Raw genomic sequence first — 21,333 nt, forward strand, 5'->3', positions numbered from 1 at the left:
ACCCCGACAAGCGGCCTCAATCGGCCTAGCGTCGCGGGTCGTGACCTCGTCGCACGGATTCGGGACAGATCCGCCCCGCCCCGACGGTCCCGGGGGCACGCCGAGCGCCGGCGCGCCGCGTCCGCCCGCCCGCCCGGACCCGGCCGGCCGGTCCGCCGGGCCGGGAGCTCCGGCCGTGGCGGGCGTGACGATCACGGGTCGGGCCCCGGACGGGGGCGCCGGAGACGTCTGGGCCGGCAGACTGGAGCCTGCCGGCGAGCCGTGCGTGGTCCGGCTGGTGCGGCTGCCCGGCGACGCGGCCCGCCGCCGCCGGGCCGTGGCCGCCGCCCGGCCGCTGATCGAGCTGCGCCATCCGCACCTGGTGCCCGTGCTGGCGGTCAGCGAGGTCGAGGACGGCCTGGCTGTGGTGATGGAGCAGGTACCGGAGGCGGTCAGCCTGCGCCGACTGATCGGCGCGCGCGGGCGGCTGGAGCCGGGCGAGGTCGTCACGATCGGTCTGCCGGTCGCGCAGGCGCTGACCGCGGCGCACGCCGCCGGGCTCGTCCACGGCTCGCTCGGCCCGGCCGACATCCTGCTGGAGCCGAACGGTCGCCCCCAGCTGGCCGGCGTCGGGGTCGGTGCGCTCGGCATCCCGCCGCCCGGGCCGCCCGAACCGGGCCTGGTCGCCCCGGTCGACGTCTACGACCTGGCCGACCTGCTGCTGGACCTGATGGCCCAGGCGACCGGGCCGGACGCGGCGGCGGTGGCGGTCGCCGTGGCCACCGCGCTCGTCCCCGACCTGGCCCGACGCCCGAGCGCCGCCGAGCTCGCCTCGAACCTCGCGCACAGCGCGCGACCCGCGCCCGTCCAGATGATCAGCCCACCCCGGCCGGCGGCTCCCGACCACGGCGGGGACGCCCAGGCGACGACCGAGCTGCACGGCCTGCGCCGAAGCCTGGGCGCGGGCGCGGGCGGCCAGGACCGCGGCGGCCCTGAGCCTGGTGGTCCTGACCGTGGTGGTCCTGAGCGTGGTGGTCCTGAGCCGCGAGAAGGACCGGAGCCGGGCCATCCCGGCGACTGGCCCGACCTGGACCTCGACGGCGACCCCGGTGGCCCGGCCGCCGACGCGGCGATCCTGGAGGGCGACGTCGTCGATCGGGACGCCGCGCTGCTCCCCGTGCTGCCGCCGGACGACGGCCCCGTCCCGCTGGGCGACCCTGACACACGGCACCGCCCCGACAGGACCCGCGGCGGCCGGCAGCGGCCCGACGGCGCCAGCCCGACCAGGTCACGGCCGGGCCGTTCGGCGCGGCCAGAGGACCGGCCGCGTTCCGGGGACCATCCAGGTCAGCGGCCGGGGTCGCGTCCAGCCGGGCGGGGGAGTGGCACGCACCCCCCACGACAGGGCAGCCGGGGGGCACAGCCCGGGCCGCGGGGCTGGCTGCTCGCCCTGACGGCCGGGGTCGGCCTGACCGCGGTCGTGGTCGCCGTGGTGCTGCTGAACAGGCCCGGCTCGTCCGGCCGGCCCGACGTGGGCACGGCGGTGTCGGCGGCGAGCGGCCCGGCCGGCGGGCGGTCCGCCACCGCGCGGCCCAGCTCGGCGAGCCCGGCGCCCGACCAGGCATGGCGGACGCTCCTCGCCGGACTGAACACGACCCGCAGCCGGGCGTTCGAGCACGATGACGAGTCCGCGCTGGCGGCGGTCTACCAGGTCGGCAGCGCCCTCTACGTCCAGGACCTGCAGACGCTGCGGGAGGTCGCCGGGCGCGGCGCGCACACCTCGGCGCTGACGACCCACATCCTCGACCTGCAGGTCCGCCAGCAGGGCACCGACCAGGCCGTCCTGCGGGTCACCGACCAGCTCGACGCGTACGACTTCCTGGACGCCGCCGGGACGGTCCTCGCGCACAAGGACGCGGAGGGGCCGAAACGGGGCGACGTGACGCTGGTCCGCACCGCTGACGGCTGGCGTATCTCCCAGCGCGTACCGGTGGCCTGACCAGCGGGCCAGCGAGCCTGGCCCGAGAGGTGCCGTGACGGTGTGGTGACGGGTAGCAGATCGTGCGACTATGGCGGGACTCTCGGGACGATCACGGGTCCGCTCGCCGGCGTGGCCGCGCCAACCCGGCCGGGGAGATGGGCAGTAATGGACGAGTCCGAGCAGCTCGGCACGGTGCCCTCGCGCCGTGCCCTCCGCGCGCCACCCGCCCTGGCCGCGCCGACGTGCGAAAGTATGCGGGTCATGCATGCCGACCCGGTTGGATCGGAAGGCGTCGAACGGGGCCGGCGGGCCACCGGCATGGCCGCGTGGGCCACACGTGGTGGGGCCGGGGCCGAGATTGTGCGGCTCGAGAACTGTGTCCGGTGGAGTAGCGTCCCGAGGACAGCGGCGCGCGGTCTGGCGAGGGGGACCTTGCCGGCAGCCGGCCGGCGTGCCCGGCCCGCTGGGCGAAACGCGGAGTCAGCCGACTGGAATGTGGCTCCCCGGCGGTCAGCGTGGACGGACCTGGGAGGCGAGCCGCGGGAAGACCATACGGCTGGTGGGAAGGCGCCCCGGAGGACGGCACACGATCTCGGTCTGGCTTGCGGGCGGCCGGGCCGCGGCCAACAGGCCGGCCCGCTCCCGCCCATCCTGGCCATCTGTGTCGTATCCTAGGGGCGAAACTGCGCCACTGTACTACAACACCGTAGTTTAGTCAACGCCGTAGTTCAGTCAATGCCGTAGTTCGGTCAATACATCGGTGATGCCCGCCACGGTGGGCGACGCGGGTCGAGCGGGAGAGCAGAGGAGGTGCGATCTTGGCTAACGCGTGCGCATCCCCCAGTCTTGGTCTCCTGAGCGATTACTGTAGGTCGGTCGATCACGCCAGATCGGTCCATCATCGTCATTCCGGCAACAGAATTCGGGAGGGGTGGCGTTGACACAGCCCGCGACACAGCCTGTCACGCAGTCCTCGGGGCAGCCGTCCGCGCAGGAGCCCGGTGCCCAGGGCGCGGGGCAGCCGACGGCGCAGGCCCCCCGGCAAGCCACGAAGGGCTCGCGCCGGACCGCGGCCGGTGGCGCGGCGGCCTCGCGCCGCAAGACGGCCGAGGCCGAGAAGCCCGCGCCGCCGCCGCCGACCGAGGGCACCCCGACGCCTCGCGCCGCGGGGGGTGACGAGGAGGACGCCGAGGACGCCGAGTTCGACGCGAACGCCGAGGCGGAGACCGAGAAGGAAGAGCGCGACGACGAGCAGCCGACGCCGGCCGCGTCGGCCGCCGACCGGATGTCGCACGACAGCGTCCGCCAGTACCTCTCCCAGATCGGCCGCGTCCGCCTGCTCACCGCGGAGGAGGAGGTCGACCTCGCCAAGCGGGTCGAGGCCGGCCTGTTCGCCGCCGAGAAGCTCGCCGCCGAAAACGGCCTGGTAGGTGACCTGCGTCGTGAGCTGGTGTGGGTCGAGCGCGACGGCGAGATCGCCAAGAGCCGTCTCGTCGAGGCGAACCTGCGGCTGGTCGTGTCGATCGCCCGCCGCTACGTCGGCCGGGGGATGCTTTTCCTGGATCTGATCCAGGAGGGGAATCTGGGTCTGATCCGGGCGGTCGAGAAGTTCGACTACACCAAGGGTTACAAGTTCTCGACGTATGCGACGTGGTGGATTCGGCAGGCGATCACGCGGGCGATCGCGGATCAGGCGCGGACGATCCGTATTCCGGTCCACATGGTCGAGACGATCAACAAGCTGATCCGGATCCAGCGGCAGCTTCTCCAGGACCTGGGCCGCGAGCCCACGCCGGAGGAGATCGCGAAGGAGATGGACCTGACCCCGGACAAGGTCCGGGAGATCCAGAAGGTCGCCCAGGAGCCGATCTCGCTGGAGACGCCGATCGGTGAGGAGGAGGACTCCCACCTGGGTGACTTCATCGAGGACTCGGACGCGGTCGTCCCGGTGGACGCGGCGAGTTTCCTGTTGTTGCAGGAGCAGTTGGACTCGGTGTTGCACACGTTGTCGGATCGGGAGAAGAAGGTCATCCAGCTGCGGTTCGGGTTGACCGATGGGCATCCTCGGACGTTGGAGGAGGTTGGTCGGGAGTTCGGGGTGACGCGGGAGCGGATTCGGCAGATCGAGTCGAAGACGTTGTCGAAGCTGCGTCATCCGTCCCGGTCGCAGAAGCTGCGGGACTACCTCGAGTAGGGCGCTCGGCCAGAGACGGCGCTGCGCGCCTCTGGCCGTTCGCCTCGGGCGCTGAGCGCCCTCTCAACCCCTGATGTCCGCGAAGGTGGATGTCGGGGGTGGGGGGCGTATCTCACTTGGCATCTTGGCTGGGTTGCGTCGTCCGGTGCTGTGGCTGGGTTGCGTCGTTTGGTCCGGGTCATCGAGCCGGGGTGAGAGAGGGCCGTCGTGAGTGGTGGTCCGGATCCGGTGGCTCGGTTGACTAGTGTTGCGCGTGATCTTGATGGTGAGCCGTGGGAACGGGACGAGTTCGCTCGCGTTCTGTCGTGGCGGCTGGAGCGGCCGATCTCGGCGCAGGCGGTGCTGCTCACCGAGGCGGAGACTATGGTCGCGTCCCGGCTGCTCGAGGAGCTCGCCGGTGTCTATCCCGATGAGCCGCTCGGTCAGCTCGCCCGCTACCTCGCGATGACCTTCTCCACGAAGGCCTGGGCGGGGGAGGACTAGCGTCGCCTCCGACAGCGTCTGACCGCTCCGAACCCGAACATGATTGCCGTTTTGGCTCTCAGACGGTTGCGAGAAGAGCAGATTCACGACCACCTGAGGGCGAAAACGGCGATCACTCTGCCCGGCCTACTCTGCGGTCACGGCACTGGCACCCACGGAACCTCCCGCGCGGATACGGGCCCGATCCGCCGCCTCGCGGGATGATTCCGATGGCGGACCGGTGGGGAGGGTGGGGGCATGCGGATCGTGGTGAGCGGGGCGTCGGGGCTGCTCGGGTCCGCGCTGGTGCCCGCGCTGCGGGCGGATGGGCATGCCGTCGTCACCCTTGTGCGCCGGGAGCCCCGCGGCCCCGACGAGGCGCGCTGGGATCCTGACGGCGGCCAGCTCGACGCCTCGGTCCTCGCCGGTGTGGACGCGGTGGTGCACCTGGCCGGCGCCGGCATCGGCGACCACCGCTGGACCGAGTCCTACCGGCAGAAGATCCTCGACAGCCGTGTCCACGGCACCCGACTGCTCGCGGGCGCGCTCGCCGCGCGCCGTACCGCGGGCGAGGCGGCCGGCGATGGCGGTCGGCCGGTCGTGCTGCTGTCGGCGAGTGGCACCGGCTGGTATGGCGTGTCCGCCGACGAGCCGGTGGACGAGTCGGCCCCCGCCGGAACCGGGTTCCTCGCCGACGTGGTGCGTGCCTGGGAGGCCGCCACGGCCCCGGCGGCCGACGCTGGCGTCCGGGTATGCCTGTTGCGCAGCGGGGTCGTGCTGGCTGGCCGGGGCGGCGTCCTCGCCCGACAGCTACCGCTGTTCCGGCTGGGCGTCGGCGGCAGGCTCGGCTCGGGCCGGCAGTGGGTGTCCTGGATCAGCCTCGACGACTGGGTGGCGGCCGCCCGCTTCCTGCTGGCTGAGGACGGCCAGGGGGCTGACGGACCGGCGGCTGACGGACCGGTTCCCGGCGGCGACCACGGGCCCACCGGTGGCGGCGCCACCGTGCGGGCGGTTACCGGAGTCGCCGTTGCCGGGCCGGTGAACCTGGTCGCGCCGGGCGCGGTCACCGGGGCGGAGTTCGCGCGCACCCTCGGGGCCGTGCTGCGCCGCCCGGCCATCCTGCCGGTGCCGCGGCTGGCGCTGCGCGCCGTGGTCGGCGGCCTGGCCGACGAGGCGGCGCTCGCCTCTCAGCGGGTCGTGCCCCGCGTCCTCACCGACGCCGGCTACCAGTTCCACCACCCCGAGCTGGCCGGAGCCCTGCGGGCCGTCCTCAGCCGCTGAGCGACGCCGGCCCGGCGTCGGCAGGCCGTCCAGCGGCGGTCGCATCTGACGACATGTCAGGAGACCGGATCCGGGGTCGGTGTCATGGTGACCTGGCGTGTGGCCGCTCCCGATTGGCCTCCTGCTCGATTCCCTGATTGACCATCAGATTCAACGTCGATACGGTTCCCGACCACCGGGGGCTCGTGAGATGGGCTCCGATGGGCCGAGGGTGTGCCATGGAGAGAAAGTCCCGATTACGTCGGCTCGGTGTGCCGGTCGTCGTGGCAGTCCTGGTCGCGGCCTGTGGCGCCGGCCATCGAGGCGCGAGTCCCGACGGGGGTGGCGGGGCTGCCGGCCAGGCGACCACCGCCGCGCCGGCCGGGCAGACCTTCGGAGACCTGCCGAGCCCGTGCGGCCCGGGCACCGCCAAGGGCGCGACGGACCAGGGCGTCACCGACACCGCGATCAACATCGCCTACGGGGACGACCGGGGGTTCACCGGCAGTCCAGGCCTCTCGCACGAGGTGGGCGACGCCGTCAAGGCGATGATCAAGTGGTGTGACGACCAGGGCGGCATCAACGGCCGCCAGGTCAACGGCACGTTCTACGACGCCAAGATCACCGAGACGAACAACGTGATGACCGAGGCCTGCGGCTCGGCCTTCATGCTGGTCGGCCAGGGCTGGGCGCTCGACTCGACCGGTGAGCAGACCCGGGTCGCCTGCGACCTGGTGTCGGTGCCGACCTTCTCGGTGAGCCCCGAGTTCGCCAACGGCCCCATGCAGTACCAGGCGGTGCCGAACCCGGCCGACGAGACCGTCGGGGCGTTCTTCGCCCAGTTCGCCAAGCTGTACCCGGACGCCGTCAAGAAGGCCGCCGAGTACACCACGACGCTGGCGACCGAGAACTACTCGACGAAGCGCGGTGTCGAGGCGTCGAAGCCGTTCGGCTGGAACTGGCTGCCCTGCACCCAGACCGTCAACTACTTCGGCGAGCCGGACTACAAGCCGTTCATGCAGAAGCTGAAGGACTGCGGGGCACAGGTCGTCTGGTTCACCCTCTCGGCCGGGCCCCAGCTCTACAACATGCTGCAGGCCGCGAACCAGGTCGGTTTCCATCCGCTCTGGCTGACGGAGACCAACAACTACGTCCAGGGCCTCGCCGACTTCAACGCCAACCACCTGGCCGACAACGTCTACGTGAGGACCGCCTACGTCCCGCTGGAGCAGGCCGCCCAGACCCCGGCGGTGCGCAAGTACATCGACGTGGTCAAGGCCGACGGCGGTGACGTCAGCCAGCTGGGCGCGCAGGCGACCTCGTCGTTCCTGCTGTGGGCGACGGCCGCGAAGGAATGCGGCTCGACGCTGACCCGCCAGTGCATGGTCAACAGGCTGTCGAAGATCACCAAATGGACCGGTGGTGGCCTGCACGCGGCCTCGGACCCCGGCGAGAACCATGGTCCGACCTGCGGCATGCTCCTGCGGCTCCAGGGCACCAAGTACGTCCAGGTGTACCCGACGAAGCTGGGCGCCTTCGACTGCTCGCCGAGCTACACGGTGAAGCTGCCGGCCGATTTCGTGACCGTGAAGCTGAACGCCGACCGGATCGCCACGAACTACCTGACCGACAAGGCCATCAGGCCCCAGGCATAGCGCGGGCGGGAGACCGATTCGAGGACGGCTGGCGCAGCGGTGGAGCAGTTTCTGCAGTACACGATCCTGGGCCTGGTGCTGGGTGGGATCTACGGGATCGCCGCCTCCGGGCTGGTCCTGACCTGCACCACGTCCGGCATCTTCAACTTCGGCCACGGCTCGATCGCGATGCTGTCGGCGTTCGTCTACTGGCAGGTCCGGTTCGGCTGGCACTGGCCGGCCCCGCTGGCTCTCGTCGCCGTGCTCGGCGTCTTCGCGCCCGCGCTGGGGGCGCTGCTGCATGTCTCGATCATGCGGGGACTTCGCGAGACCACCGAGATCACCCGGATCACGGTGACGGTCGCGTTGACCGTCGGCTCGCTGGCCCTCGCGAACTGGATCTGGGACCCGACCGTGCCCCGGCGGTTCGACTACTTCTTCGGCGGTACCCACCAGGTGCGCGTGGCCGGCAGCCGGATCACCTACCACGAGCTGATCGCCCTGGTCATGGCGGTCGTGATCGCCGTCGGGCTGCGGTTCTTCTTCTACCGGACCCGCACCGGCGTCGGCATGCGCGCGGTGGTCGACGACCCGCCGCTGCTGCGGCTGTCCGGCGGGCGCCCGGAGCGGCTGGCGACGCTGTCCTGGGCGCTCGGCTCGATGCTCGCGGCGCTCGCCGGAATCCTGATCACCCCGATCCTCGGCGGTTCCCTCGACCCGAACGCCCTGACCCTGCTCGTCATCGATGCCTTCGCCGCCGCGGTCTTCGGCCGGCTGCGCAGCGTGCCCCTGACGTTCCTCGGCGCGGTCGTGCTGGGCCTCGCGAACAACTACGTGCTCGCCTACTTCCCCAGCGAACGGTGGACGTGGACGTCGGACTTCCGGATCTCGCTGCCGATGATCCTGCTGTTCGTCGTGCTGCTGTGGCTGCCGCAGGACCGGCTGCGCGGTGCGACGATCACCAGGGCCCGCGAACGGTTCCGCGTGCCGACCCTGCGCTCGGCCGTGGCCTGGGCGGTCGTGCTGGTCGTCGTGATGTTCCTGCTCAGGGAGATCATGGCCCCGACCGTCGTCAACACGATGGTCACCGGGATGACCTTCGCGATCATCGCGCTCTCGCTGGTCCCGCTGACCGGGTACGCGGGGGAGATCAACCTGGCTCCGGTGTCCTTCGGCGCCATCGGCACGATCATCGCCTACCACTACGGCATCACCGGGCACGGCGTGGACACCCGGATGACGATCTGGGGCCTGCTGCTCGCGGCGGCGGTGTGCGCGGTCGTCGGCGCGCTCGTCGCGCTGCCCGCGCTGCGCCTGCGCGGCCTCTACCTGGCCCTGGCCACGATGGCGTTCGGGGTGTTCGTCTCGACGATGGTGGTCGCGGACACCGTGCCGAGGGTGCTGCCCCTGGTGCACACCAAGTTCTCGATCTTCCCCAACGGGACGCTCAACGTGCCGCGGCCCCGGTTCGGGCCGATCGATCTGGCCAACGGCGGCCAGTTCCTGATGGTCGTGACCGTGCTGTTCGCGGTGCTAGGCGTGCTGATGGTCGCCCTACGGCGCAGCGGTTACGGCCAGCGGCTCGTCGCACTGAAGGACAGCCCGGCGGCCTGCGCCACGCTCGGGCAGAACCCCGTCCGCCTCAAGCTGTCGGTCTTCATGCTCTCGGCGGCGATCGCCGGCGTCGGCGGCGCGCTGATGTCGGCGGCGGTGGTGTCGGTCAGCCCGGACCGGTTCACGATCTTCGTCAGCCTCGGGCTGGTCATGACTGTGGTAGTCGCGGGTATCGGGTACGTCAGCGGAGCGCTCGCCGGTGGCCTGCTCGCCGGGGTCGGCTTCGTCGCGCTTCAGGACGTCTTCGCGAAGGTCGGCACCGACCACGCGACGCTGCACGGCCTCTTCTCCTTCCTCGGCCACTTCTCGACCGTGCTGCCCGCGTTGATCGGGGTCTCCCTGTCCCGCAACCCAACCGGCTTCGTCCACGACCTCATCGAGCGGTACGAGGTGTTCCGGCGGGCCCGGGTCATGTTCGGCGCCGGCCTGGCGGTCGAAGCCGGGCTCTACCTGCTCGCCTACACCGACACGATCAGCAACTGGTGGTTCGTCGCGCTCACCGCGTTGCTCGGGGCAGCGTGGCCACGGATCACCTCGGCGGCGCTGGACCGGCTGGCCGCGCGAGTGGCCCCGGCGGTGCCGGGTGCCTCGTCGGGCGGCGACCAGGTCCCGCTGGAGCTCGTCGGCGTCGACGTGCCGTTCACGCCGGCCCACCGCGCGCTGCTCGATCGCGCGCTCGGGCTGCCTGAACCGCCCGCGGTCACCGCCAGCCGGGCCACGCCCGCGCGGTCGGCCGCCGACGCGGGTGTCAGGTCCGCCGCCCCGGTGGCCGTGCCATGACCGTGAGAGGGGAGGCGTGCCGTGGCCATGCTTGAGACCGAGGCCGTCTCGGTCCGCTTCGGCGGCAATCTGGCTCTCGACGGCGTCTCGCTGTCGGTCGAGCCAGGCCGGGTCACCGGACTGATCGGACCGAACGGGGCCGGCAAGACGACGCTGTTCAACATCGTCACCGGGCTGCTCGCGCCGACCCGGGGCCGGGTGCTCGTGGACGGCGCGGACGTCACCCGGCTGCCGCCGTACCGGCGGGCGCACCGTGGCCTCGCCCGGACCTTCCAGCGCCTGGAACCGTTCGTCTCCCTGTCCGTGCGCGACAACATCAGGGTCGCCGGCCAGATCAGCAACACCTGGCGACGCGGGGGACGGGTGGACGTCGACCAGGAGGCCGGCCGCGTCATCGACCTCGTCGGGCTCGCCGAGGTCGCCGACCGGGACGTCGCCGAGTTGCCCACCGGTCAGGCCCGCCTCGTCGAGCTCGGCCGGGCCTTGATGACCAAGCCCAGGGTGCTGCTGCTGGACGAGCCGGCATCCGGCCAGACCGAGCCGGAGACGGCGGCGTTCGGTCGCCTGCTGCACCGTCTCGCCGACCAGGACGGCCTGGCGATCTGCCTGGTGGAACACGACGTCACGCTGGTCATGGGGGTCTGCACGATGATCTACGTGCTCGACTACGGCAAGGTCATCGCCGCCGGTCCACCCGAGGTGGTCCGCGCCGATCCCGCGGTGATCGACGCATACCTGGGCTCCGCGCCGACGGACCCGACATGACCGGGCCAGGCCCTGACGCGGCCGGCCCTGACGCGACCGGGACTGACGCGGCCGGGACGATTGCGGCTGGTGCCGGGACTGTCAGCGCTGGGATCGGTGGGTCTGGGGCTGTCACGGCTGCTGCCGGGCCTGCCAGTGCTGGGACCGGTGCGACTGGGACCGCCGCGGGGCCGCCGTTGCTGGAGCTGGTCGGCGTCTGCGCCGGGTATGGCCCGATCGAGGTGCTGCACGGGGTCGACCTCGCGGTACCGGCGGGCTCCGTGGTCGCGCTGCTCGGGCCGAACGGCGCGGGCAAGACCACCACGCTGAACGTGTGCTGCGGGCTGCACCCGCCCTCTGCCGGGGACCTGCGCCTCGCCGGCCGGACGGTGACGGGAGCCTCGGCCGAGGCGTTGGCGCGCCTGGGGGTCTGCACCGTCCCGGAGCGCCGGGGCATCTTCCCGAACCTCACCGTCCGGGAGAACCTCTGGATGATGTCTCAGGCCCAGGCCGGGAGTCGAGGCCGGGGCCTCGGCCGGGGCCGGCCGCGTGGCTCGCGCGCCTCGTTCGCGGGCGTCGAGGAGGTCGCCTACGCGAGGTTCCCGATTCTCGGGGAACGTCGCGGGCAGCTGGCCGGCACGTTGTCCGGCGGCCAGCAACAGATGTTGGCGCTGACCAGGGCACTCGGCACCAGCCCGGCGGTCCTGCTGCTCGACGAGCTGTCGATGGGGCTCGCCCCGCGGGTCGTACGCGAGCTGTACGAGATCGTCGGCCGGCTCGCGGCGGACGGAATGTCGATCCTCATCGTCGAACAGTTCGCCCGCACGGTCCTGCCAATCGCCGACCGGGTGGCCGTGATGCTCCATGGCCGGATCGTCGACGCCGGCGCACCGTCAGAGGTCGAGGCGAACCTCTCCGCCGCATACCTGGGAGCGTGAAGAAACGATGGAACAAGGCCGAGTGGACCAGTTCAGGGCCGACGTGTCGAGGCTGAAGATCCGGACCGGAGACGCGCGACGGGACGGCGTCCTGCAGGTCGTGGGCATCGTCCTGATGGCCGGCGGGATCATCGCCGACTTACTGGTCTACGAGTCCTCCCGCAACCTGAGCGACCCCCGTGACATCCAGTCGCAGATCGTCCTGGCCATCGGGCTCCTCGGGGTCACCGGTGTCGGTGGGGCGGTCTTCCTGTACGCCTCGCTGGCACGTTTCCTCCGATTCTGGCTGCTGCGCCAGGTATACGAGTCACAAAGCCAGGTCGACCAGGTGGTCGCCGCATTCCAGCCACGCGTGCATGCAGCCGCATCGACGGAGCCCTCGCCGCACCTGCCGCCGCCGGAACTCGAACCGTCGTCCAACGCCGCCGCCGCTGGCTAAGCCAACCCCTCCGCGACCCCGGGCTGTCGTCGGTGGGGCTCCTCTCAGCGTGGCCTCTCACCGCGGCCTCTCAGCGTGGCATCCCCGGCGGGGCTGCTCCCGTCGCGCACGCGATCCGCGCCGCCTCATGGCGCGGGCTTCACACCGCCCTCGGTGATGGGGCGGCCAGGAGCGCGTCGACCGCAGGAGTGCGTCGACCAGCAGTGCCGTGCCTGGCCAACGTCTGCCCGTGTCCTTGACCGGCGGTTCCGCCTTCTGGTGGCTACGAAACGGGGCCACACACGGCGACCAGAGGGCCGAAACCGGAATCGTGGAGACTTCGGGCCGCGCGAAACTTCTCGGAGGCGCTAGAAGCGGCAGGGATCGTCTAGCTGAACCCGCTGGTGGGGCACCGGCTGGCGGTCGGATCGTGCCCGGATCGAGTCGGGTATGGGGGAGGCCAAGTCGCGATGGTCCTCGTTGGGGAGAAGGGCTTCCTCATCATTGTTGTGAGTGTCGATGATGTACTTCCGGCCGACTGGGCTGGTCCAATGGAAGACGCCGGGTCGGGGCTGGTCCAAGTGCCAGTCTCCGCTGTGTTTAGCGCGGTGATGGTGTCGGCACAGAAGGCCTAGATTATCCAGCGCGGTACGGCCGCCTTCGGTGTGGGCGACGGTATGGTCGATATCGGTCTGAGCCGCGGGCATGCCGCAGCCGGGGAACACGCAGCGGCTTTGTTGGTGGCGGATGAGCCGCGCCAGTTCCGGGGTCGGGACCCTGCGTCGGCCGAGGTCGAGAACGGTGCCCGTCACGGGGTCCGTCAGGACGCGTCGCCAGCGGGCGTCGGCGGCCAACGCCCGGCCGGCCTCGCCGGGAATCGGGCCGAAGCCCACGAGCTCGGCCGGGTTGTCGTCCAGGCCTGCCAGGGTGCCAACGGAGGCGATGACCTGGAGTTCCACGGTGACGTGCTCGCGGCGGTTGCCAAGGAGCAGCGCAGCGAGCACATCCGCGCGCCGGGCGTCGATCGAGCGGGTGTCGCCGTCGGTGCGGGCGTCGGTTCTGGCTATCTGGTTGATCCGGTCGTAGATCGCCCGGGCGTCCTCGGCGGTCAGTACGGCGGTCAGCGTTGCCATGCCGTCGTCGAGCGCCTGAATGCCGATCATGCGGTCGGCTCGCGCCCGTCGGCGGCGTTTCGCGGCGGCATCGGGATCGAGCCGGGCGACCAGTCGGTGGATCTTCCGGCGCCACCGCGGTGGGGAAGCGAGCCGGCCGCCGGCGAGCATCGCCGCCTCGACGGTCGCTCGTTGCTCGGCGGTGAGGCACGCGGTGAGCTGGTGCAACGCGGCGAGCCGGGTGTGGTCGAGCAGACCGGCTGTCAGGTCGGCCAGCGCGGCGGGCAACTGTTCGGCGATCTCCCAGGCGGTCGCGAGCCGGCTCGACATCGTCCGTGGTGACTGCGCCAGCTCGGCCGCGAGTTCGTCGGCAGCGAACGCCGAGTATGGGTCGCCGGTCTCGTCACCCAGACCGGGCGGACGCAGTCGCGCGAGATGCACGTGCGTGCGGATGGTCACCCCTTCCAACCTGGCGCCCAGCCGCGCCAACCGGGCTGCCAGCGACAACGTCGCCGCCGGGTCACAGACAGTCAATCCGTCGAGAATGTCGTCGAACGTCGCGTCGACCGCGTCCAGCCGCCCGAGCAGTCCGATGACGATCGCGGAATCTGGCGGAGGGATGTTGCTGGACGAAGGGTCGCTTGCCGGCGGATTGCTGCTCGGAGAGACGGCAAAGGAATCGTGGGTTGACGGGATCCCGGGGTAAATGCCGTCGGGGGACCCGCTGCGGGACGACGGCGCATGGTCGCCACGTGCTTCGAACATGGGTTCATGATATCGCCGTGGTGGAAATGTGCAAGCGCGGCGAACGTGGGCGCCTGACGAGTCGAATTAGGTCGGCGAAAACGCTTCAGGCAACATTTCCCGATGTTCTCTGTCGCATCAATACATTGCGCCGCCGTGCTGAAGAATGGAATGGGAAACGATGGCGTCACCGGTCTCTCACGAGATGGACGGCCTTCGGCCAGCGATCGTCTCCCAAGGGGCGCCGGGCCCGGCGACGACCGAGGAGCGAGGTGGCGGAAACCTGCCAGATAAGCCGGGCCAGCGCCCGGATGATGGTCGCATGACCGTGATCGCCGCCGCCCCGGGCCCTGCCACCGTCACCTACCGCCTTCAGCCGATCGATCCTGGCGAGGCCGACCGGCTACGTGCCAGCAGCCCGGACGCACCCAGGTACACAGCGGACGTCCACCCGGGCTATCCCTGCCGGCAGTGCCTTCGGGACGCGGCCGTTGGCGAGGAGGTGGTCCTCGTGTCCCACGATCCGTTCACCACCGACAGCCCGTACCGGTCAGCTAGCCCGATCTTTCTGCACCGCGGCGGATGCGAGCCCCCACAGGACCTGACCACCCTCCCTGCGCAGCTCACCGGCCGGCAGCTGTCGGTCCGCGCCTTCGACACGGGCGCGATGATGATCGACGCTGCTGTGATCGAAGGCACCAGCCTGGCCGCGACGCTCGACCGTTTCTTCGCCCTCGCGGCGTGCGACCACGTTCACGTCCACAACGCGAGCCGTGGCTGCTGGGCCACCCGGGTCGGCCGCGCTCGCTGACCACGACGTCGCCGGAACACACTCAGCAGGCGCGGACGGGTCACGGAGCGCACCGGGAACAGACGAGCCTGACCCGGGCCCGGCCTCGATCCGGATCGGCTCGAGCGGGCAGCGCGCCCGCCGTCGTCAGACGAGAGTCGTGCCCCCGAAACGCGGTCGGCCCCGCCACGTCCACCGGGGACGCGACGGGGCCGACAGGAGCCGGAGCCCTGGATCAGAGGCCGAGTTCGGCCTCGAAGGAGCCCTCTTCGAGGCGGGCCTTCACCGTGGTCAGGAAACGGGCCGCGTCGGCGCCGTCGACGATCCGGTGGTCGTAGGTCAGCGCGAGGTAGACCGTGGAACGCACCGCGATGACCTCGCCGAGGTTCGGGTCCTCGACGACGGCCGGCCGCTTCACGACGGTCCCGGTGCCCAGGATGCCGACCTGCGGCTGGTTGAGGATCGGGGTGTCGAACAGGGCGCCGCGGCTGCCGGTGTTGGTCAGGGTGAACGTGCCGCCGCTGAGCTCGTCCGGCGAGACCTGGTTCGCGCGGGTGCGCTTGGCCAGGTCGTCGATCTTGCGGGCCATGCCGGAGAGGTTCAGGTCCCCGGCGTTGTGGATGACCGGAACGGTCAGGCCACGCTCGGTGTCCACCGCGATGCCGAGGTGCTCGACGTCGTAGTAGGTGATCGTGCCGGCGGCGGTGTCGACGCTGGAGTTCAGCACCGGGTGCTCGCGCAGCGCCTCGCAGGCGGCGATCGCGAAGAACGGCAGGAACGACAGCTTCACGCCCTCACGGGCGTAGAACGCGTCCTTCGCGTGGTTACGCAGCCTGGCGATCTTGGTGACGTCGGCCTCGACGACGGTGGTCAGCTGGGCGCTGACCTGCAGCGACTCGACCATCCGCTTGGCGATGACGGTGCGCAGCCGGGAGAGCTTCTCGGTCCTGCCGCGCAGGGCCGGAACGGGCGCGACCGGAGCCTTGGCGGCGACGGGCGCCGGCGCCGCGGCAGGGGCCGGCGCGCTGGCAACCGGCGCCGGGGCCGCGGCGGGGGCGGGAGCCGGCGCGGCGGCCGGGGCGGCCTTGGACGCGTCGACGATGTCCTGCTTGCTGATCCGGCCGCCGGGGCCGGTGCCCTTGACCGTGCCCAGGTCGACACCCAGCTCGGCGGCCATCTTGCGGACCAGCGGGGTGACGTAACGGGCCTCGCCGTTGGACGCGGCGGTGGTCACCGGCGCGGGAGCCTGAGCGACCGGCACGGGAGCCGGCGCCGGCGCCGGCGCGGGCGGCGGAGTGACGGGCGCGGGCGGCGGAGCGGCCGCGACGGGCGCCGGCGGGGGAGTGGGAGCCGGCGGCGGCGTGGGAGCGGGAGCCGGGGCGGGCGCAGGCGCGGGAGCGGCCGCCGCGGCCAATGCCGGCGCGGCAGCGGGAGCCGCCGCACCGTCCTCGATCACCGCGAGCTCGACGCCGACCTCGACGGTCTCGTCCTCGGCGACCTTGATCGACGAGAGGACGCCGGACGCGGGCGCCGGGATCTCGGTGTCGACCTTGTCGGTGCTGACCTCAAGGAGCGGCTCGTCGGCTTCGACGTGCTCGCCCTCCTGCTTGAGCCACCGGGTGACCGTGCCCTCGGACACGCTCTCGCCCAGGCGGGGCATCGTGACGGATACAGACATTCCTGCGGGACTCCTGTGTCATCCGGGGCCGTGCGCGCGGTGGCGACCCGGGTCCGCCGGATCGGAGTGGCCGATCCGGCGGGATCCCCGGCCGCGTCGCCCGCCGCGTCGCGGCGTCGCCCCGCCCAACGGTCCGCCGACCGGGTGGTCGGCGGGCTGATGGGCGGCACGGCGCCGCGTCCGGGTGGGCGTCCGCCGGCCGGCTGGGCGCCGTGCGAACGCGTTGCCGGCACTCGGTGGACCGGGTGCCGGCGGGTGCCTGGCTGGTTGCGGGTGGTACCTCGACCTCCCGGACCGACGGCCTCCCCGATCGGCTACGCCGATCTGACGGGGAACCGGCGCCGCTCCGGCAGGCACCCCGGCCGGGGCGGCAGCCGGTGGCCGCCGCCCCGGACCGGCTAGTCGTGCGTGTGCAGCGGCTTGCCCGCGAGGGCGAGATGCGCCTCGCCGAGTGCCTCCGACATCGTCGGGTGCGGGTGGATCAGCTGGGCGACGTCCGACGGGTACGCCTCCCAGTTCGTGATCAGCTGCGCCTCGGCGATCAGCTCACCGACCCGGTCGCCGACCATGTGCACGCCGACCACCGGCCCGTCCTTGACCGCGATGACGGTGACCGCGCCGGCGGTCTTCAGGATCTGGGACTTCCCGTTCCCGGCGAGGTTGTAGGTCACCTTGGTGACCGCGTCCGCGCCGAAGCGCTCCTTGGCGACCACCTCGGTGAGCCCGACCGAGGCCACCTCGGGCGAGGAGTAGGTGACCTTCGGAACGTTGTCGTAGTCGACCGGGGTCGGGTTCAGCCCGGCGATCTGCTCGGCGACGAAGATGCCCTCGGCGAAGCCGACGTGCGCCAGCTGCAGGCCAGGACGGATGTCGCCGATCGCGAAGACGTTCGGGATGTTGGTGCGCAGGGAGCGGTCGACGAGCACGAAGCCGCGCTCCATCGCGACGCCGACCTCGTCGTAGCCGATGCCGTCGGTGACCGGGCCGCGGCCGACCGCGACGAGCAGCAGCTCGGCGTCGACCGTCGAGCCGTCCTCCAGCGAGACGGTGACCCCGTGGTCGGTGGTCTTCACCCCGGCGAACCGGGTCTTCAGCTTGAACTTGATGCCACGCTTGCGGAAGCCGCGCTCCAGCAGCTTGGAGCTGGACTCGTCCTCGAGCGGCGCCAGGTGCGGAAGAGCCTCGATGATCGTGACGTCGGCGCCGTAGGAACGCCACACCGACGCGAACTCGCAGCCGATCACACCGCCGCCGAGCACCACGACCGAGCTCGGCACCCGGTCGAGGGTCAGCGCGTCCTCGCTGGTGATGATCTTCTCGTGGTCGAGCTCCAGGCCGGGCAGGGTCCGCGAGTACGACCCCGTCGCCAGGATGATGTTCCGGCCCTCGATGACCCGCCCGTCGACCGTCACGGTGGTCGGGGAGGTCAGCTTGCCGGTGCCCGCGACGACCTCGATGCCGCGCGACTTGACCAGACCGGTCAGGCCCTTGAAAAGGCCGCCCACGACCGAGTCCTTGTACTCGTTCACCTTGGCCATGTCGATCCCGTTCAGGGTCGACAGGATGCCGAAGGTAGCGCTCTCGTGGATGTTGTCCACGATCTCCGCCGAGTGCAGCAGCGCCTTCGTCGGGATGCACCCGCGGTGCAGGCACGTGCCACCGAGCTTGTCCTTCTCGACGAGGACGACGCTCAGTCCGAGCTCCGCGGCACGCAGCGCGGCGGCATATCCGCCGCTTCCACCACCGAGGATGACAAGGTCGACGGGACCGGCCGCAGATTCTGCCACGCCAATGGCCCCTTCTCATTACTCGTAGTCGGCAGGGCGCTCGGACGCGGACAGTGGTGGGCGCGCCCGGCCGCCCGTGCGGAACCGTTGTCGGTCCCACCGACCTAGTCTTTCACGCGCTGGGGCCGTGGCTCGAAGGGCGCTGGCCCGCTCGCTTGTCGCGTGCCTGGCCAGGCCCCGGTCCGCCCGCCCCAATGTGGGACGGGGAACACCGGCAGGGGTCCGGTCCAGGGACGAACCGTGGCTGGGCACCGTTCGGAGCCCGTCGGAGACCGGAACCTCCCGAAATACGGCAATCGGCGGCGGCCAAACGGCGTGACCAAAATCGCACGGTCACGGGCGGGCCGATGCCCGCGCGGCACGGCGCCTATTTGGGCGAAGAAGGCACGAACGGGGGACGCACGACGGTCATCAGCGAGCGGCGGCCGCGGACGTCGACGCCCACCTCGTCGCCCTCGGCGACCGAGCGGTCGAGCAACGCCAGGCCGATCCCGACCCGCAGCGACGGCGAGAACGTCCCGCTGGTGACCTCGCCGACGTCGGCGCCGGCCGCGTCGAGCACCCGCATGTGCGGCCGCGGGATGCCCCGGTCGAGCGCCTTGAGGCCCCACAGCAACCGGGCGGCCCCAGCCGCCCGCTCGGCCAGCAGGGCGTCCCGGCCCCAGAACCGCTCCTTGGACCAGCCGACGGCCCAGCCGGAGCGGGCCTGGACCGGGCTGATCGAGAGCGACAGGTCCTGGCCGTGCAGCGGGTAGCCCATCTCGGTGCGCAGCGTGTCGCGGGCGCCCAGGCCGCAGGCCCGCCCGCCGACGCCGGCCGCGGCAGCCAGCAGCGCGTCCCAGACCTCGACCGTGTGCTCCCAGCGGGGCAGCAGCTCGAAGCCGCGCTCGCCGGTGTAGCCGGAGCGGCAGACGATCACCGGCCGGCCCTTCCAGTCGGCGTCGCGGAAGCTCATGTACTCGCCCTCGGTCGGCAGGCCCAGCGCGGCGAGCACGTCGGCCGCCCGCGGGCCCTGGACCGCCAGCACCCCGTAGGACTCGTGCAGGCTGGTCACCTCGAGCCCAGGGGAGGCGGTCGCCGCCAGCCTGCGCACGACCTCGGCGGTGTTCGACGCGTTCGGTACCAGGAACACGTCGTCGTCGCCGTACAGGTAGGCGATCAGGTCGTCGACGACGCCGCCCGACTCGTCGCAGCACAGCGTGTACTGGGCCTGGCCCGGGCGGATCCGACCGAGGTCGTTGGTCAGCGTGGCGTTGACGAACGCCGCGGCGCCGGGACCCGCGACGCGTGCCTTGCCGAGGTGGCTGACGTCGAACACACCGACGGCCTCGCGGACGGTCTTGTGCTCGGCGAGCACCCCCGCGCCGGCGTACTCGATCGGCATCTCCCAGCCGCCGAACGAGGCCAGCTTCGCGCCCGCGTCGAGGTGACGGTCGAACAACGGGGTGCGCAGCAGGGCTGGGGTGCCAGGAACGTCGGCGCCAGAAACGTCGGCCATGAGCCGCAGCGTAGCCGGGCCGGGCCGCCCGGCACCGGTCAGCGCCGCCACCGGGCGGCCGGCCGGGCCGGAAACGTCAGCCCGGTCGCGTCAGGCCGATCACGTTGGCCGGATCGGTGGGGGTGGCCTGCGACAGGCGCAATGCTGATTAGGCTTTGGACATGACCTCCGCCTCCGCCGCCGTAGCAGCGCTGAAGACCCTGGACGTGGACGCCGTGGTGATCGGTACCGCGGCCGGCGACGACGGTCCGGTGCCCCTCGGCGGCACGGCCGAGCTGGACGCGGCGCTCGGCGGCCGGCTGGCCAAGGTGCTCGCCGACGTCGGCGCCACCGGGCGGGCCGGCGACGTCGTCCGGTTCGCCACCCTCGGCGCGCTCCAGGCCGGCAGCGTGGTCGCGGTCGGCGTGGGTCCGGCGACGAATGGCGATCTCGACCTCGAGGCGCTGCGGCGCGCGGCCGGGACGGCCTCACGCGCGCTCGCCGGGACCACCAGGGTGGCGACGACGCTGGCGCTCGCCGGCGGCGCGGCCACGCCCGAGTCCGTGCGCGCGGTGGCCGAAGGCACGCTGCTGGGTGCCTACAGCTTCGACAGCTTCCGGACGACGTCGGCGAAGGGCCGCCTGGCGCCGGTCGAGGAGATCGTCGTCCTGGTCGACGACGCGGGCCTCGACGCGGCCACCGCCGCGGTCGAGCACGCCGCCACCGTCGCCGACGCGGTCCGGCTGGTGCGCGACCTGGTGAACACCCCGCCCGGCCACCTGCCGCCCGCCCGGCTGGCCGAGATCGCCGAGCAGGAGGCGACCGCCGCCGGGCTGGTCGTCGAGGTCCTCGACGAGAAGGAGCTCGCGGACGGCGGCTACGGCGGCCTGCTCGGTGTCGGGCAGGGCTCGACGAACCCGTCCCGGCTGGTCCGGCTTGAGTGGCCCGGCACCGGAGGCGCCGACGCCCCGGTGACGCTCGCCCTCGTCGGCAAGGGGATCACGTTCGACTCGGGCGGCCTGTCGCTCAAGCCGCCGGCGTCGATGGAGTGGATGAAGACCGACATGGCCGGCGCGGCCTCGGTGCTCGCCGCCATGGTCGCCGTGGCGCGGCTGAGGGTGCCGGCGCGGATCGTGGGCTGGATGGCCTGCGCGGAGAACATGCCGTCCGGAACGGCGATCCGGCCGGGTGACGTGATCACCCTGCGCGGGGGCACCCGGGTCGAGGTGCTGAACACCGACGCCGAGGGCCGGCTCGTGCTCGGCGACGCGCTGGTGCGGGCGACCGAGGAGGAGCCGGCCATGGTCATCGACATCGCGACCCTGACCGGCGCGCAGATCGTCGCCCTCGGCCAGCGGACCACCGGCCTGCTCGGCCGGGACGCCGCCGTCGAGGCCGTGGCCGCCGCCGCGAAGGCCACCGGGGAGGCCGTCTGGCCGATGCCGATGCCGCCGGAGCTGCGCAAGGGCCTCGACTCGACGGTCGCCGACCTCGCGAACGTCCCGACGAACGGCAGCCGGGACGGTGGGATGCTCGTCGCCGCCCACTTCCTGGCGGCGTTCGTCCCCGACGGCATCCCGTGGGCGCACCTCGACATCGCTGGCCCGTCCTGGAACGGCGGGGAGCCCTACGGCCACACCCCCAAGGCCGGCACCGGCGCCCTCGTGCGCACCCTCGTCCAGCTCGCGGAGGACCGGGCCAGCGCCTGACGCTCAACCGCCTGACGGACCCCCCGCCCGGT

General features: G+C 72.1%; 15 protein-coding genes. 11 read left to right on the plus strand and 4 right to left on the minus strand.

Features of this window, described 5'->3' with window-relative positions; translation table 11 throughout:
- Positions 1-184: 184 nt before the first annotated feature.
- From FRAEUI1C_RS08735 to FRAEUI1C_RS08775, 9 genes are all read left to right on the plus strand, one after another.
- Positions 185-1,978: a protein kinase gene (locus FRAEUI1C_RS08735; protein ID WP_232425347.1), complete on the plus strand. Its 1,794-nt coding sequence runs from the start codon at positions 185-187 to the stop codon at positions 1,976-1,978.
- A 913-nt stretch (positions 1,979-2,891) separates the two neighbouring features.
- A complete protein-coding gene (locus FRAEUI1C_RS08740) occupies positions 2,892-4,154 on the plus strand; it encodes an RNA polymerase sigma factor (protein WP_157734872.1) in 1,263 nt (420 codons plus the stop codon).
- A gap of 237 nt (positions 4,155-4,391) precedes the next feature.
- On the plus strand, positions 4,392-4,637 hold the full coding sequence (locus FRAEUI1C_RS08745; RefSeq protein WP_157734873.1) for a hypothetical protein: 246 nt from the start codon (positions 4,392-4,394) through the stop codon (positions 4,635-4,637).
- A gap of 237 nt (positions 4,638-4,874) precedes the next feature.
- A complete protein-coding gene (locus FRAEUI1C_RS08750) occupies positions 4,875-5,897 on the plus strand; it encodes an epimerase (protein WP_013422935.1) in 1,023 nt (340 codons plus the stop codon).
- A gap of 218 nt (positions 5,898-6,115) precedes the next feature.
- Positions 6,116-7,531, plus strand: a complete 1,416-nt coding sequence (locus FRAEUI1C_RS08755; protein ID WP_013422936.1) for an ABC transporter substrate-binding protein — start codon at positions 6,116-6,118, stop codon at positions 7,529-7,531.
- A gap of 39 nt (positions 7,532-7,570) precedes the next feature.
- Entirely contained in the window at positions 7,571-9,904 is a 2,334-nt protein-coding gene (locus FRAEUI1C_RS08760) for a branched-chain amino acid ABC transporter permease (RefSeq protein ID WP_013422937.1), read from the plus strand.
- 21 nt (positions 9,905-9,925) lie between these two features.
- Positions 9,926-10,669 (plus strand): ABC transporter ATP-binding protein, encoded by a 744-nt coding sequence (locus tag FRAEUI1C_RS08765; protein WP_013422938.1) that lies wholly within the window; start codon positions 9,926-9,928, stop codon positions 10,667-10,669.
- A 176-nt stretch (positions 10,670-10,845) separates the two neighbouring features.
- Positions 10,846-11,586, plus strand: a complete 741-nt coding sequence (locus tag FRAEUI1C_RS08770; protein ID WP_041259085.1) for an ABC transporter ATP-binding protein — start codon at positions 10,846-10,848, stop codon at positions 11,584-11,586.
- A 22-nt stretch (positions 11,587-11,608) separates the two neighbouring features.
- The gene (locus FRAEUI1C_RS08775; protein WP_198318731.1) at positions 11,609-12,025 is read left to right on the plus strand and encodes a hypothetical protein; all 417 of its coding nucleotides are present in this window, start codon (positions 11,609-11,611) and stop codon (positions 12,023-12,025) included.
- 347 nt (positions 12,026-12,372) lie between these two features.
- On the opposite strand, the gene FRAEUI1C_RS08780 is transcribed toward FRAEUI1C_RS08775, so the two are convergent.
- Complete coding sequence (locus tag FRAEUI1C_RS08780; RefSeq protein WP_013422941.1) at positions 12,373-13,881, minus strand: HNH endonuclease signature motif containing protein; 1,509 nt, start codon at positions 13,879-13,881, stop codon at positions 12,373-12,375.
- Positions 13,882-14,182: 301 nt separating this feature from the next.
- Here FRAEUI1C_RS08780 and FRAEUI1C_RS08785 point away from each other — a divergent pair, with 301 nt between their 5' ends.
- On the plus strand, positions 14,183-14,671 hold the full coding sequence (locus tag FRAEUI1C_RS08785; RefSeq protein ID WP_013422942.1) for a DUF1203 domain-containing protein: 489 nt from the start codon (positions 14,183-14,185) through the stop codon (positions 14,669-14,671).
- Between the two features lie 214 nt (positions 14,672-14,885).
- Here FRAEUI1C_RS08785 and sucB read toward each other — a convergent pair whose 3' ends face one another.
- The 3 genes from sucB to gcvT all read right to left on the minus strand — a co-directional run bounded on the left by sucB (position 14,886) and on the right by gcvT (position 19,613).
- Positions 14,886-16,328: a 2-oxoglutarate dehydrogenase, E2 component, dihydrolipoamide succinyltransferase gene (sucB, locus tag FRAEUI1C_RS08790; protein ID WP_013422943.1), complete on the minus strand. Its 1,443-nt coding sequence runs from the start codon at positions 16,326-16,328 to the stop codon at positions 14,886-14,888.
- Positions 16,329-16,726: 398 nt separating this feature from the next.
- Positions 16,727-18,115 carry a dihydrolipoyl dehydrogenase gene (lpdA, locus tag FRAEUI1C_RS08795; RefSeq protein ID WP_013422944.1) on the minus strand — a complete coding sequence of 463 codons (1,389 nt, stop codon included), beginning with the start codon at positions 18,113-18,115 and terminating at the stop codon, positions 16,727-16,729.
- Between the two features lie 367 nt (positions 18,116-18,482).
- Positions 18,483-19,613: a glycine cleavage system aminomethyltransferase GcvT gene (gcvT, locus tag FRAEUI1C_RS08800; RefSeq protein ID WP_049807138.1), complete on the minus strand. Its 1,131-nt coding sequence runs from the start codon at positions 19,611-19,613 to the stop codon at positions 18,483-18,485.
- Positions 19,614-19,774: 161 nt separating this feature from the next.
- Between gcvT and FRAEUI1C_RS08805 the strand changes: the two genes are divergently transcribed.
- Complete coding sequence (locus FRAEUI1C_RS08805) at positions 19,775-21,301, plus strand: leucyl aminopeptidase (protein ID WP_013422946.1); 1,527 nt, start codon at positions 19,775-19,777, stop codon at positions 21,299-21,301.
- Positions 21,302-21,333 lie beyond the last annotated feature (32 nt).

Origin of the sequence: Pseudofrankia inefficax (assembly GCF_000166135.1) — a bacterium.
Classification (GTDB): domain Bacteria; phylum Actinomycetota; class Actinomycetes; order Frankiales; family Frankiaceae; genus Pseudofrankia; species Pseudofrankia inefficax.